12 protein-coding genes are annotated in these 14872 nt (G+C 40.1%); all 12 read left to right on the forward strand.

Translation table 11 applies throughout. The features are described from left to right. Positions 1-37: 37 nt before the first annotated feature. The 12 genes from G602_RS0108410 (at position 38) to recD2 (ending at position 14861) form a co-directional block, all read left to right on the forward strand. The gene (locus G602_RS0108410; protein ID WP_026658609.1) at positions 38-352 is read left to right on the forward strand and encodes a zinc ribbon domain-containing protein; all 315 of its coding nucleotides are present in this window, start codon (positions 38-40) and stop codon (positions 350-352) included. 21 nt (positions 353-373) lie between these two features. Next, positions 374-1219, forward strand: a complete 846-nt coding sequence (locus G602_RS0108415) for a zinc ribbon domain-containing protein (RefSeq protein ID WP_026658610.1) — start codon at positions 374-376, stop codon at positions 1217-1219. A gap of 33 nt (positions 1220-1252) precedes the next feature. Then, complete coding sequence (locus G602_RS0108420; protein ID WP_026658611.1) at positions 1253-2848, forward strand: hypothetical protein; 1596 nt, start codon at positions 1253-1255, stop codon at positions 2846-2848. 162 nt (positions 2849-3010) lie between these two features. Next, entirely contained in the window at positions 3011-3451 is a 441-nt protein-coding gene (locus G602_RS0108425) for a hypothetical protein (RefSeq protein WP_026658613.1), read from the forward strand. Positions 3452-3620: 169 nt separating this feature from the next. After that, positions 3621-3809 carry a hypothetical protein gene (locus G602_RS0108430; protein ID WP_026658614.1) on the forward strand — a complete coding sequence of 63 codons (189 nt, stop codon included), beginning with the start codon at positions 3621-3623 and terminating at the stop codon, positions 3807-3809. 530 nt (positions 3810-4339) lie between these two features. Beyond that, positions 4340-6181, forward strand: a complete 1842-nt coding sequence (locus tag G602_RS0108435) for an AAA family ATPase (RefSeq protein WP_026658615.1) — start codon at positions 4340-4342, stop codon at positions 6179-6181. A 117-nt stretch (positions 6182-6298) separates the two neighbouring features. Then, complete coding sequence (locus G602_RS0108440; RefSeq protein ID WP_026658616.1) at positions 6299-7054, forward strand: prolyl oligopeptidase family serine peptidase; 756 nt, start codon at positions 6299-6301, stop codon at positions 7052-7054. A 196-nt stretch (positions 7055-7250) separates the two neighbouring features. After that, positions 7251-9452: a hypothetical protein gene (locus G602_RS0108445; protein ID WP_026658617.1), complete on the forward strand. Its 2202-nt coding sequence runs from the start codon at positions 7251-7253 to the stop codon at positions 9450-9452. A gap of 17 nt (positions 9453-9469) precedes the next feature. Continuing rightward, the gene (locus G602_RS0108450) at positions 9470-9955 is read left to right on the forward strand and encodes a hypothetical protein (RefSeq protein WP_026658618.1); all 486 of its coding nucleotides are present in this window, start codon (positions 9470-9472) and stop codon (positions 9953-9955) included. 25 nt (positions 9956-9980) lie between these two features. After that, a complete protein-coding gene (locus G602_RS0108455; RefSeq protein ID WP_026658619.1) occupies positions 9981-10442 on the forward strand; it encodes a hypothetical protein in 462 nt (153 codons plus the stop codon). Positions 10443-10599: 157 nt separating this feature from the next. Continuing rightward, a complete protein-coding gene (locus G602_RS25830; protein WP_049945138.1) occupies positions 10600-12633 on the forward strand; it encodes an ATP-dependent DNA helicase RecG in 2034 nt (677 codons plus the stop codon). Next, positions 12624-14861, forward strand: a complete 2238-nt coding sequence (gene recD2 / locus G602_RS0108465; RefSeq protein ID WP_026658620.1) for an SF1B family DNA helicase RecD2 — start codon at positions 12624-12626, stop codon at positions 14859-14861. The genes G602_RS25830 and recD2 overlap by 10 nt, the downstream gene beginning before the upstream one ends. Positions 14862-14872 lie beyond the last annotated feature (11 nt).

The raw sequence follows: 14872 nt of genomic DNA on the forward strand, positions 1-14872 counted from the left end.
TATGAACTTATCATTGTATGTAGGATGGAGGAAAACTATGTTTTGCAGAAAATGTGGCGCAAAAATACCTGATAATGCAGATTTTTGTTCGAAATGTGGCGAGAAAGTACCGGATTATTGGAAAAATAGCAACAACCACAAAGATAGTAATAATAATAGAACTGAAAAAGAGGGGAAAAGTGAAAGTATAGGAATAATAATAATAATGGCACTTGTTATAATAGCGGCAATGCTTTTGCTGAAACACATGGGAATTGAAAAGGTAAATAACGACCTAGGTAAGCTATATGATAATTCAGTGTGCACAATAGATATAGATGGTTTTTTATCATCAAGTGAAATTGAGATTTAAAATATAAAGGAGATAATAAATATGCAGGAAAATTCAAACAGCTCATTAGTTACTGTGAATAATATAGTCAGATTATTGGCGACAGTTTGTATTGTATTAGTCTTTTGTCCAACTTGTATGGTATCTTGTGCAGGTAAAGAAACAGGTGTTTCTTTGATGACTTTAGTAGAAGGAATCACAACTGATTTTGGTGGTAATGTTTTGGATCCGCACCCTATAGCACTTGTGTGTCTTCTTCTTCCAATTGCTATTTTAGCTTGTTCCATGTCTAAAACCATGACAGAAGATAATATTGCTACCGTCTTTTTGCTTTGTTCCTCTGTCGATTTGATAGGATGGATAGCTTTTAAGTACATTATAGAAAATGCTGCTAAAAAGTATTATTTCGACTTCAAAATGACGGAATGGTATGTAATAAATATTATATCGATTTCAGTAATTATACTGTTTTCAATTTTGGTTTTGGTTAAAAAGGTGCATTTGGATGAAAATCCAACGAGCATAAAGGGTATAGGAACCGGATCAGGCAAGGGTGATCCCAAAATTCCCAAGGATAAAATAATGGGAAAATGTCCGACATGCCATAAGTATCTCGTTGAAGGAGATCAATTCTGTACGTCCTGTGGGACATTAATTCCAAAGGAAATCATTACTAATTATATAAACAGACCAAAGGGCAACCCAAAACCAACAGAAAAGTCAAATAATGACGAGTTCTATTGCAATAAATGTGGCACGCTTTTACACAACACGGAAAATTTGAGATTTTGCATACGTTGTGGGACTAAGATAATCCACTGTTCTAGATGTGGGGCGGTTAATTTCTATGGGGATGAGTACTGCGTAAATTGCGGTGATAAGCTTTAATGATTTGAAAATGTTAAAAAAATGAGGGGAAAGATGAAAAGAAAAACTAAGCTCATAGTAGCAACTTTTGCGATAGCATTAATAGGTATAATTGGTGCAGAAGTATATGTTCAGACAAAAAGAGATATTAAACCTAAAAAAGCAGATATTTCTCAGGCGAAATCAGTTGAAGAATCAGCACAAGAACAGGAAAAAAATCCGGAATATGCAGAAATGAATGCTCAGGATACCGATACGGCTGTCGAGAAAAGTGTCCATGAAGGAGCTTCTAAAATACCAGAAGAAAAGATCAGTGAAAAAGATCAGTTACTGTCCTATTATGAAGAATTTATTGTCCCCAATTATGGTGAGATAGAAGATGCCACCATGTATGCCAAATATGTCTATAGACAGAACCTCTTTGGAGGTGGGGGTGATACATGGAATTACGATATCGATAAATTTGAAGGACAAGAGGGCATCCTTGGATATACTTTTGCTGATTTAGATGGAGATGGAGATGATAATGAGTTTATTGTAGTAATACGAAAATGCGATATATCGACTGAAAAAAAAGGATGGGAAGATGCTATCTGGACAGTATTCTTTGAAGCTTATAAATGCAAAAATAATTCTATTGAACAGATAGGTTCAGATATTTTGGATCAAATTAACGGAGAAAAATTAGATTGTAATTATCACTCGTCTAGCATTGAGTCACGAGTCTTTATAAAGCATTGTCCAAGTGGGGATGAATTGTGTACTTCAGCATATTATGGAAGTTCTATGGAAGCAGATGGATGGGATGTCCATTTTAAGTCTTATATTTATAATGGCAATACCATGGTCGATAACGCATATTATAGTTTTTCAGGTTCGGATGGATTTAATGAGGATGATGCTGCTTCAGATCAAGCTGCTAAGGCCGATTTAGAAACAACTGCCACCTTTTGGGAAGATTACAATAGAAGTAACGGTGAGTCTAGTATTTTTTTGGTTCCATGGAATGAGCCAAATTGTGTAGATTTGCTATATATTAGTACAGAGACTGATCTAAATTATGAGGAGCTATGGGCGCTCTATGATGGAACAGCTAGTAAGACACTTGATGAATATTTAATGGTTTTACATGTAACAAATTGTATGAAGGGGGAAGCTTTATTAATAGGACAGGCACCACCTTCAGAAAAAGCAGATAACGGTAATGTATTAAGTGGGACTTCTTTTACCACAGTTCATGGAAGTAAATTTTATATTCCGGAAGGTTTTGTTCAAATTGCAACAAATACCGGAGAGTATGAAAGAAATGCAGCAGGTGGCTACACTTATTCTTTTTCAAACAAAGATTTGAATATGAGTATTCAAGTAGATGAGATGGTTTGGTTCTATCTTCATGGAAAAGATGAAACAAAAGAAGAGTTTATTAAAACCGATTATGATTATTATTTACAGTATCCGCATATTGATATTGGCACATCTGATAATGGCTTCTATCTAGTCAGAGAAGATGGTTATGGTAACTATTCTTATGAATTGGAACTGGTAAATGATAGCTATTGTTCAAATATTTTCATTAATTATCCAATGAATTCTCCATCATGTGAGGAGATTAGAGATCAGTTTATAAATTCTTTTAAAATGAATTATTAATTTGATCATGGGAACATAAATGAAAAATATGTTAAACAGCTTGAAGGTAGTACTAGCGTTTTGTTAGTTTTTGTACTGAGTGGGTGTGGCATTAGCAGTAACGTATAGGGTTCTTGGGAAACAAGTAAACCGGTTGAAGAGCAGGATATATCACATGATTCTGTGCGCGAGTCTGGTTCAGAAGAAATAGCACAAGAAAATGATACGGATGTTACTGCTACTTCTCAAGAGACTCATGTAGATGAAAAATATTTCGCTGATATTATAATATATCAAATTGCGACTAAGTCATTTCGTAAGGAGTGTGACGGAAGTAAGAAATATGCTGATTCAGACATGGATTTCTCTAATAGGGTGTTGTTTGAAGGAAAATTTGTGACCGTTATGATGCCGGAGGAATATGCGCAAACTTATCCGGCTATGTATGAGGCGTTGAACAGCATAGCTAAGACGGAAATGGAAGAAGCCCTTTCTCATTATAAGTTTGAATCTAAAGCGGACTCATATGAGGATGATTATGAAAATGCTGAATTTCCATATATCTGGTACCTCTCTGGGGATGGTTTACATATAGTATTTAATGCTTATGATAATACTACCTAAGCTTATGGATCGTCCGATATACTTATCGCTTACAAGGAATATGCAGGTCTGATAAAAGAAAAATATCATTATGACTCTAATCAGGGCCATATCAGCTTTTATCGTACATTTTTGTGTGGAGAAGATGAGGAGGAAAGTGAAGAGATAAAAATGAGTTGCACTTATAATAGTGAGGAAGGATTGTCAAAAGAGCCTTACGCTTACATTAAATGGAAAATCAGCAACACTTGAGCATTCTTTTCCGCTTGATGGTGATTATGTTGAATATTATAAAGTGCACAGCTTCGTTGGCACGGATTTTATAGATACAATCGTTGATGAAACAGACGACATGAATGATTTATTTCATATGAAATAACAGATGGCATTCCAAAGGCAATAGATGTTGAAGAGTATAATAAGAACGTTGAAAAAATTGATAACGGATTTATCTTGCATACCGCTTATGCTGATCCCAATGTATTATATTCGGATCAGGCAGGGGATACAATTATTGAATAGGTTGATGAATTGTTTAAAGAGCAAAGCATTAGCTCAGCAGCGGAGGGAGCTTATTTAAGCCTTCATAATGAATATTTTAGAAGATTGTTTCTGGTGAAATTATGATGTATGGGAATTTTACATTAAATTATTGCTGAGGTTTTTAAGTCAATTTACATCATCTATAAATCATGCTATATTATTACTGTTATTTGTAGTCATTTTTAAATAATTATTGTTTGTAGAGCCTTGGTTTTTACCAGGGCTTTTGTTTTTGCAAAGAGTCAGCGCTCTTAAAAATCAGAGCCCTGGCTCTTTTTATATACATTTATTTATGTAACAGGCATGGCCTGATCACATACAGCACTTAACTTAAATCAAAAGTATAAGAAAAAAGGAGAAAAACAAATGGCAAAAAAACTTATTTCTTTTAATTTCAATGGAGAGTTTGTACCGGAGCTTGAAGCTCTTACAAAGAGGTATCCGATATCAGAAGTAAGCACCACATACTGCACAACAGCAGCTTCAAGAATGAAGGAATATAATACTGATACCTATCTGGCAGAGGCTATCGCAAACTATATTGGCAGCATAGATACAATGCATTTGTTCGTTGGAAAAACATCAAAGAACGAATATGTTGCAGAGTACAAAAAGCCTGATAAAGACGAGATCCAGATCTGCATCGGACAGATCAAAGATGGCAAATTTCAGTTTAAGGCAGGAATCATATCTGAAACAGGACTCCTTGGCCAGTATGCGGAGGGTCATAAAGGAACCATGTTTGCGATGGCGATGTTTCCTGAGATTGCAAAGGACTCGGAAGCCATGAGCTTTATAGACATTCTGAAGAACTATGATGTCTCTGATGAGAATTATTCGAAGAGCATGTGTGGTCTTTCCAACAATATGTACTACAGGCTCAAGGACGAAAAGTCGACTTCTCCTGTAAGATATGAGCAGGAGCCAAAAAAGCTGTCGCAGGCTGATATTGATGCAGTTAAGGTCGGCAGGATCTTCTGCGGAGAACCCAAGGTGTTTAACAGAACAGCACCGCTTCCTTCTGAGGATTACGATGAGGAGGAGATTTCCGGTATCCCGGCAGCTTCATTAAGGGATATGTATCCTCTTGATGAGGGGCGCGTTCTTTCGGCAGAGGAAGAAGCAAGAGTCCCACAGATGGGAGACTGGTATGTTGTACCTGAATGGAGCATGAAGACTGCCAAAAGGATTGCTGCATCAAACCGTTTCAGAAAGTCCATCAGAAACATACTTTTATATGGCCCGTCAGGAACCGGAAAGACAGAAGGCTCACAGGCTATAGCTGAGATGCTGGGGCTCCCTTACTATACCCAGACATGCAGCCCTGATGATGATAAGTTTGATATTTTAGGGCAGCTGATTCCGAATACAGGAAAGGGAAAGACAGGAGATACAGACGAAGCCTGCAAGCAGCTTGATATTCCTACATTTAGTGATGTAGAAAATGATTTTAAGACATCATTTATGAAGCTTTTTGGTAAGGAACCGGGGAAACTTGATTCCGAGGCTGACTGCTATCAGGAGATCACGAAGAGGCTTCTTGAAAAGAATGCAGGTGATGAGAATGACTTCGTGTATGTGAAGTCAGAACTTATCCAGGCGATCAAGCACGGAGGCTTCTGCGAGATACAGGAGGCAAACATCATAAAGAGAGCATCTGTCCTGGAAGCGTTAAACCCGCTTCTTGCTGGTGGCGGAAAGGACAACTTTATAAAACTTCCGACCGGGGAAGTGATCACAAGACATCCGGACTGCGTGATTGCATTCACTGTAAACAGGGAGTATGAGGGCTGTAACGACCTTCAGGAAGCTGTTTATTCCAGGATCAATCTTATCAAGCAGATACCGGAGCCTTCAGAGGATGAACTTTTTTCGCGCACAAAGGCACAGACCGGGTTTGACAACGCAGCTCTTCTCAAAAAAATGGCAAAATGTGTCGTCGAGATCCATCAGTACTGTCGTGAAAAGGACATCACCGGAGGCGTATGTGGTCCGAGAGAACTCATCGACTGGGCGCAGGATGCTATCCTGGAATCAGAAGACAGGGGCGAAGATAAGATATCTGAAAAAGCAGTAATAGCTGCAGCCCTTGAAACAGTTCTCGAAAAGGTTGCACAGAACGAGGACGATATTGAGGATGTTATTACAGGCGTCTTCAACAAGCACTTCAACCTTTCAACGGTTAACGGTATGAGGCGGAAGAAATAGGATTATAGGGGAAGGCTTAAGGCTTTCTCCTATTTTTTTATGTTTTTTTCATGGGCGTTCTTCGCTCATCCGGGTTTATAATATCAAGTATAGTTATTAAGAAAGGCGAGTGAATTCATGAGTTTACCGGCTGACTGGGATAAACCATCTCCTGAAAACAGCATATTATGTGAAAGGTTCCAGTATGGTGTGTTTGACTATTCTGGCACACTGCCATACCGATTCTTTGTGCCTGAATCCATGGAAAAAGTGCCGCTTGTAGTATTCCTTCATGGGGCTGATGCTTATGGAGATGACAATGAGCTTCAGCTTTCCATGCATGATATAGGGACGGTATTTGCCACAGAATCCTGGCAGAAAGAGCATCCCTGTTATCTACTGGCTCCCCAGTGCAAAAAGGGCAGGCACTGGTCAGGACTTCTTGATGGAAATCGTGTATGCGTCCTGGTGAAGAGATTCATGGATCAGTATGCCAACATAGACCCTGAAAGGATCTACATTTATGGCTACAGCGCAGGAGGCGTTGGATGTCTCGAAATATTAAAATACCATTCTGAAATGTTTGCCGGTGCTGTTTCCATATGCGGGGCTACGGGATTTAGAGACTTAAACAATCTTCTGAAAACACCCATATGGCTTATCCATGCAGCGGATGACAATATTGTAAAAACTTCATACAGAGAAAATAGCGTAGTAAGTACTCATCTTGGCTCACGGGACATTTACGCAGAGCTTAAAGACAAACACCCGGATCTCCATTATACAGAATATGAAGCAGGTGAGCATAAAGAAAAGTATGGAATAAATCCTCACTGTAGCTGGGTATTGGCAGGAAGAGATGACCAGGTGAAAGAGTGGCTGTTTTCAAGGTAATCATTTTACAATCCCTTGGAATAATGCTATATTATTACTGTTATTGTAGTTTTTAAAATTTAATTATTGTTTGTAGAGCCTTGGATTATTTCCAGGGCTTTTTTATTTTCTTAGCAGAGTCACGGTTCATTTAAAAGCCCTGGCTCTTTTTATATACAGCAACCCTAAATCAAAGGTAAAAAGGAGGAAAAACAAAATGGCAAAAGTTTTAAGAAGGCTTCTTAACGAAGTAAAAGACAAGATGACGGATGAGGAATTCTTTACATCAAAGGTGATGAAACAGCACTTTGAAAGCATTATCGAGGGTGTCTGTAAGACTTTTCATCGTCGCATAGCAATCAAGATCATTAACGAAGGCAGTTCTGTTGCCTATACCAATGGCGACACAATAACCATAAACCTTAATAATGGCTGGATAAAGAAACAGGCTTCAAGGCTTGATAAGTATTACATCATTGTGGGGATCATCCTGCATGAATGCGGTCATATCCTCTATACAGACTTTAAGCTTATGGAGAAATGCTTTGATGCACTTACAAACAACAGGCTTTTTCCAATCATCGACTACTCTGAGACACTGTCAGAGTGCTTTGATGACAACATGGGAAATCGCTTCCTTGGTATTTACCAGGCACTCGATAACTGTGTTGAAGATGGCCATATAGAGAAACGTGTCATTCGCTATGTCCCGGGCTACGGTGAGTGCCTTATGAAAGTAAGAAAGCTCCATCTTGCCCAGGAAGGGATAAAGACATATGAAGAGCAGCTTAAGGAGGCTGAAGAAGCAGGTAAGGACATTGACAGGATTGGAACCATTATGAGCCTGGTCCTTATATATGCAAAGTTCGGAGTTGATAATGCCGGAGATATGTCTGATGACCTTACGGAGCTCTTTTATGGGATGACACCTCATGTAGATGCGGCAGTTAATACAAACAATGCCACATTAAGGAAGAGAGAAGTAAATATCATTTTTGATATGCTAATTGACTTCATCTCAGATGAGATAAAAAAGGAAAAAGAGAAAGAACAGCCTGAACCTGAAGAAGAAACCTCAGATCCATCAGAAGAAGATGAGAAGGATACATCTGAGGAAGACACAGAACCTGACTCTGATGAAGAAGATGCAGAATCAGACACTGATGAAGAGGAAAGAGATGAGCCTTCAAGTCCTTCGGTCTCTGAAGATGATGGTGACTCAGAAGAGGAAGGCAGCTCTGAAGAAGCAGAAGAATCAGAAAGAACAATGTCCAAAGAAGAGATGGAAAAAGCGCTTGAAGAAACACTTGCAGGTCTAGGTGATCTATGCGATGAGATGTCAGATAAGACAGAGCATTCGGATACACCTGAAAACCCCGTTTCAGATGAGGACGAAATCACAGAGGCTGAAGGCAATGCTCCAGATGAAGGGATGGATTTTGATCCTTCTAATGAAGATGGTCCTGAAGAATGGGATCTGTCTTACTTAGAGGATCTTGCCGCAGAAGAAGAGCTCGCTATAGTAACCAAAAAACAGATAGTAAAGGCAATGACGAAAAATGCTGATGACACCAGAAAAGGAAGGACTGACAAATACCCCTCAATCCAAAAGTATGCGGAACCGGATGATGAAGCAATTGCCATGTTCACCAGCCAGCATGAAGAACTGGACAGGATTGCAAGAAGGGTCAAGAAAAACCTTGATAAAGTCATAAAGGAGCGCCAAAAAGGTGACCGCTTAAATGGACTTTATACTGGGAAACAGCTTGACTCATCCCATGCTTACCGAAAGGATAAGAGGATATTTGCAAATAAGATACTCCCTGAGGATGTTCCTGACATGGAAGTATGTGTCCTTGTAGACTGCTCCGGCTCAATGTGCTGCAGAAGCCGCATGGATCAGAGCAGGAAATGTGCTTATATCACATGGAAGTTTTGTCAGTTTATGGGAATCCCGTGCTCAGTATATGGGCATACGACTGATGCATGCCCTGAAAGGCATGTTGTGATGACATGTGTTGCACATCCCGATAACCTCGATAAGGATGATGACAAGCGGATATTCATGCTTCGTCCTGAATATGATAACAGGGACGGATGGGCAGTAAACTTCTGCGCTGAAGCACTCAATAAGAGTAGTGCCACATCCAGGATGCTCCTTATCATCTCAGACGGACTTCCTGCTGCAGAGGGATATGGTGAAACACTTGGCAAACGCGACTGCCAGGAGGTTGTAAAGCGCTATAGGAAAAAGGGGATATCAGTTATAACTGCTGGTATTGATGACTGTGCAGGTGACATTAAAAGTCTCTATGTCGATGGGATAGCCCCCAAAGACGCTGCAAAGTTCCTTGATTACAGCGATATGACACAGCTTCCGAAAGCCTTTGCGACAATAATAAAAAAGGAGCTGCTGTAGTAGCCCAGGAGGTAAAAATGTTTGATGCGATACTTGCTTTAACAGCAATTGCCCGCTCGGCAATAGAATGTAGCGGAATAGCCTTTGCAAATAAGCAGATGGATAAACGTGTACCTGATAATGCCTATGACGCTTCCGGATTATATTATGATTCGCTGGAAGAAAAGAACAGAGTAATGGTGCTTGATGATCTTTCTACAGTAAAGAGTGAGACTCCATCACAGAGGATGAACAGGGAGCATATCGAAAGGGAAGCTGCAAAGAGAGTAGCTGCCCGTCATGCCAATGACAGCAATAAACCCAGGGAAAATCCTATGGCTGACTGGGTCATGAACAATGACAGGATGCTCCTCGAAGTATTAAAACCCGGTGTTCATCTTATCCCGAACAACGTTATGGAGGGAATGGATGCTGACGAGATCGCAAAGTGGCTGTTTGCAAAGATTGAAGCAGTTGAGTCCGTGGAACATGTAACGGACGGACTGGAAGTAACAGTACGATGAAAGATACTGTAAAAAGGAGAAGATAATGAAAATCAAATATGTTGACTATGAACTCCCATCTGGCAGTAAGGAGTTCGAGCTCTGGAATACCATGACTTTCTACGGATGCAAGGTACTCAATATCAACACTGTTGAATACAAAGCCGGGAGAAGGATGACCATAGAGATAGAAGCTCCAAAGCTCAGAAAAAAATATTATCTCTATGCCTGGTCTGATGCCGGTGCCTGCGAAGCCATAGAAAAGTCAGGGCTTAAAGTGGGAGATTACATCTCCTGCCACACAGAGCTTTCCTATTATCAGAATAAGGACGGAAGACACTGCGAAGCTTATAAGATAATATCAAACGCAGCGTATGACAGTAAGATCCCTGAAAATGAACGTTACTTTAAATTCATGGTGATAAAAAGGGAAGTAAAAACAAATACCAAGACTCAGAAGAATTCATATATAAGTAAAAATGACATCTTAAAGAAAATGCTTGGTTAAAAGCAATCATGCCCCTGGGAAACCGGGGGTATTATATTGCTCAAAATGGCGGTTTTATCGGATTTTCGAGCGTTTTAAATTGACAATAAACACATGTTTGTGATATTATTATATTGACAGCAAACACATGTTTTTATCATTTTATAGAGGAATCTTTATGGAACTAAAGGATCTTGGTTATAAAGGAAAGAAACTTGAAAAACTAGCAGGCGACGGCATTACAACCGTGCCGGAGCTTTTATATAAAGAACCCAGGAAATATCTGTATTTTAACAGGGATCACGATATCGAGCTTAATAACTTTGTAAAGCAGGCGGCAGCACTTAAACAGCCGATCTGCTTTAATGGAAAAGTCATAAGCGCCGTCCTTGATAAGGTAAAGGGAAAGAACATATCTGTAATAAAGATAAAGATGGAAAACCCAGAAACACACTTCAAGCTCTATGTGAACATATTTGGCTCATATTACGACTTTGACATGTATGAGCGGACAATAGGCCATACAGTATATGTGGGCGGTGTCGTTCAGTACACGAATCTTAACGGTTTTGAGCTGTTATCCATATCAAATCCGCAGCTATTTTCAACAAGTGATGAAGACCTGATGATATACCCAATCTACAGGAAGTATAAGGGGATATCTGAAAGCTTTTATAAGGATGCCATAAAGACTGCATATGAAAAGATAGATCATGATTATCTTCCTGAAGGGCTCGCTAAAAAATACAAACTCCTTGATTATGAGGACACTGTAAGGGGTCTTCATTTCCCCGCATGGGAAGATGATGTTATCCTGGCCCAGAGGCGGATCGTATTCGACCAGCTCCTTTATTTTGCATCAAAGGTTGAGATGAATAATGTAAGAAACACCACGTCCGACATAATCCCCGCAAAAGAAGATGTGCTAAGTAGCTTTATAAAATCGCTTCCCTATGACCTTACAGATGATCAGAAGAATGTCATAGAAAGCATCAAAAACAGCATGAGAAAGGGACAGACATCAGCCCTTGTACAGGGTGATGTGTCCTGCGGTAAAACAATCGTTGCCATGTGCCTGATGCTACTTATGGCAGAAAACGGATATCAGAGCGTACTTGTTGTTCCCACAGTCATACTTGCAAGACAGCACTATGAGGAACTGTCAGGTTATTCAGAAAAGCTTGGATTTAGCGTGGCATTTCTAAGCTCGGATATAACAACCTCAGAGAAGAAAAAGCTTGTAAAGGAAATAAAAGAGAACAAACACCTTCTCATAGTCGGGACACACAGCTGCTTTGGAAAAGATGTTGAATATCCTTCCCTTGGCCTTGTCATAACAGATGAAGAGCACAAGTTTGGAGTTGTACAGAGGGAATCAGTAAGGGAAAAATCGGATGCCGGTGTACACACGATAACGATGTCCGCAACACCCATTCCAAGGACAATAGCGTGTTCCCTTTATGGAGACAACATAGAAGTCTTTACAATAAAGCAGATGCCAAACGGCAGAAAGCCTGTGCAGACAGCTATCTGCGTATCAGATAAGCCGGTATTTACCTTCATGGAAAAAGAACTTAAAAAAGGTCACCAGGCATATGTCGTATGTCCTCTCATTGATGAGGCAGAAGATGAATCTAGGATGGCAGGCATATCATCGGTAGAAGAGATATCCGCTAAATATCAGAGATATTTTGAACCCCTTGGATACAAGGTAGGAGTCATAACCGGAAAGACAGAAAAAGAAGAACAGGGACAGATAAAAAAGGCTTTTTCAGAAAATCAGATACAGATACTTATAGCAACGACCGTTATAGAGGTAGGAATAAACGTACCGAATGCCACAGTGATAGTCATTTCATCAGCTGAAAGATTCGGACTTGCAACACTCCATCAGCTAAGGGGCCGTGTAGGAAGAGGCGACAAGCAGAGTTACTGCGTTTTGCAGAAATCATCAGCTGACATATCATCCGAAAACCTTCATATCCTTGAAGGCGAGACAGATGGTTTTGAGATTGCAAAGGCTGACCTTAAGAACCGCGGAAGCGGTAATGTTCTTGGACTTGAACAGTCCGGAAAGAACAAATTCATAGACCTTATCATCCAGTATCCGAACCTTTATGAAAAAGTAAAAGAAATAGCCAAGTCACTAAAGAAAACTGAGAGAAGTGCATATATACGAACATTTGAGGAGTACTATCCATCATGCATGTAAAGTTCAAGTACAGAGTCTATTTTGATGAAGCAAGCGGCTACAGTGTATGCCAGTACCGCGACATAGATACCGGCAAGAAAGTAACCTGCGTAGGGAACAATCTCCCTATAATCAAGAACATTTCATATGAATTTGTCACAGAAGAGTTCTCAACTGCAAAGTATGGCAAAAGCTACCGTGTAATTTCATGGGAAGAGTTTGTGAACAGGACAGAAGAAGATATCGTAGCCTATCTTTCATGCGGCATGTTCAGGGGCATTTCAAAAAAAATAGCGCAGAGTATATATGATGCATTCGGAGAGAACACCATTTCCGTTCTCGATAGCGACATAGACAGGCTCATAACAATCCCCGGCATTGGAAAGAAGACCCTGGAAAAGATAAAGAAGTCCTACATCGAGAAGAGGGCAAGCAGGGAGATAGCTGCAAAACTCATAAAATACGGTATCAGCATAAATGCCATCAACAGGATATATGAAGCCTACAAAGCAGATGCACTTAAGATAATTGAAGAAGATCCTTATGAGTTATGCAATATAAGAGGAATTACATTTCTCATGGCAGACATGATAGCAAAGGATAATAACTTTGCGGATGATTCCTATGAGAGAGTAAAGGCTGCATCCAACTATGTCCTTACTGAGGACATGATGTATGGCAATGTATGTATGCCTAAAAAGGATTATGCGATAAAGCTCCTCAGAGTCCTCAATACATCAAAGATCACAAGAAAAAACATCCTGGACTATGTCCTTAAGATGATAAAGGACGGCACTGTCAGATATAACAAAAGAGTTACTCCTTCGGGAAAAAGAGAGTATTTTTACTATCCCCTCACATACAAGACAGAGCGTGACATTGCATCAAGGATCAAAGCTTTGCTGTCACATGAAAAAAGACATGTTCCAAATATCGATGCACTAATAGATAAATATGCAGGGGATATAAAACTTGATGAAACGCAGAGAGAAGCTGTAAGAGTAGGCGTTACTGAGCCTGTATTCGTAATCACCGGAGGCCCCGGCACGGGAAAGACCACAATTCTTAAGATTATCGCACAGATAAACGAGGAACTCAACGGAGGAAATGACAATAATGTATTTCTTTCCCCGACAGGAAGAGCTGCAAGAAGAATAACAGAAAGCACAGGATTTCCTGCAAAGACCATTCATTCTGCACTTGGACTCGGTATCGTTGATGATGAGAGATTTGCAGACGAAAAGAGATTCCATGAAGAATGCCTCAAGGATGTTAATGTGATCGTGGATGAGGCTTCCATGATAGACCTCTGGACAATGAACGGACTCCTTAGGAACATCAAGGATTCCACTCTGGGGCTCGTAGGAGATACCGACCAGCTTCCTTCAGTAAGATGCGGTTCAATACTCCGTGACCTTATCCAGTGCGGGGCTATCCCATGTGTCCAGCTAGATACCATTCACAGGCAGTCAGCAGACGCGCTAAATATCTGCGAAAATGCTCAGAATATAAAGAATGGTATTCATATGCTAAGTACAGGTGATGATTTCCATATCATTGAAACAGAAACCCTGGAAAATGCGGAGGAAAACCTAATAGAGTCAGCACTCAAGCAGATATATCTCTACGGAAATGAAAACGTAAAGGTTCTCTGTCCTTTCAAGAAAGGTGCCTGCGGGGTATACAGGGTAAATACCATCCTGCAGAATGAGCTGAATCCTTCAAAAGGTGACACAGAGCTTAAGATTCCAAACGACATGGTACTTAGAGCCGGAGATCCCGTCATGCAGCTTAAGAATATAGAAGATGTTGCAAATGGTGATGTGGGATATGTCCTTGAGATAACACATGAAGAAGTAAAGGTACTCTTTTCCGGTGAAAATCCTGTAAGCGTGGAATATTCCTACACTGATGCAAAAGAGCAACTAACGCTTGCCTATGCAACAACCGTCCATAAGAGCCAGGGTTCCGAATTTGATTCCGTTATCCTGTGTCTTACACCAAAGCACGGTCTTATGAAAAAGAGAAACATCCTCTACACAGGCATCACAAGGGGAAAACATCAGGTAACTCTTATCGGAACCTACGAGGCTTTTTATGAGTCCATCGACAACAACATGATAGAAGACCGACACTCTATGCTTGCTGAACTGATCGGGGTATCAGAGTCCTCTTCAAAGCCGGAAACAAAGGTTGTTCCGATACCTCAAAAGCAGCAATATGAGCAGATGGCTCTTCCATTTGTCTGAGATTTATCATG

Origin of the sequence: Butyrivibrio sp. AC2005 (genome assembly GCF_000424145.1) — a bacterium.
GTDB lineage: Bacteria > Bacillota > Clostridia > Lachnospirales > Lachnospiraceae > Butyrivibrio.